At 71.7% G+C, this 272-nt stretch carries 1 protein-coding gene; it reads right to left on the reverse strand.

What is annotated here, in order from left to right; translation table 11 throughout:
• Window positions 1-272, reverse strand: a 272-nt coding sequence (locus KZZ04_RS19280; protein WP_219423880.1) for an RHS repeat-associated core domain-containing protein, incomplete at both ends; no start/stop codon positions are given.

Here is a 272-nt window from a genome sequence, read left to right on the forward strand (position 1 = left end):
GCGCCACGCCCAGCGGCGCGATGCGGTCCTGGTCGATCAGCAGCGTCGGGTCGCAGGTCAGGAAGCGGCCCAGCGCCGGCCGGTACCAGCGCGCGCCCAGCAGCGTCAGCTCCAGCCCGTCCGTGAAGCGCGCGCCCTGGAACGTGAACGCCGGCTGGATCACCATGGACGCGAACAGCCGGCCGTAGGGCGTGTACTCGTCGCTGCCGGCGTACGCGCCGGTCGTGCCGTTGCTGATCACGTTCACGTTGCCCAGGCGGTCGAAGTGGTGG

This window comes from Pseudoalteromonas sp. CR1 (assembly GCF_019392235.1).
GTDB lineage: Bacteria > Pseudomonadota > Gammaproteobacteria > Enterobacterales > Alteromonadaceae > Pseudoalteromonas.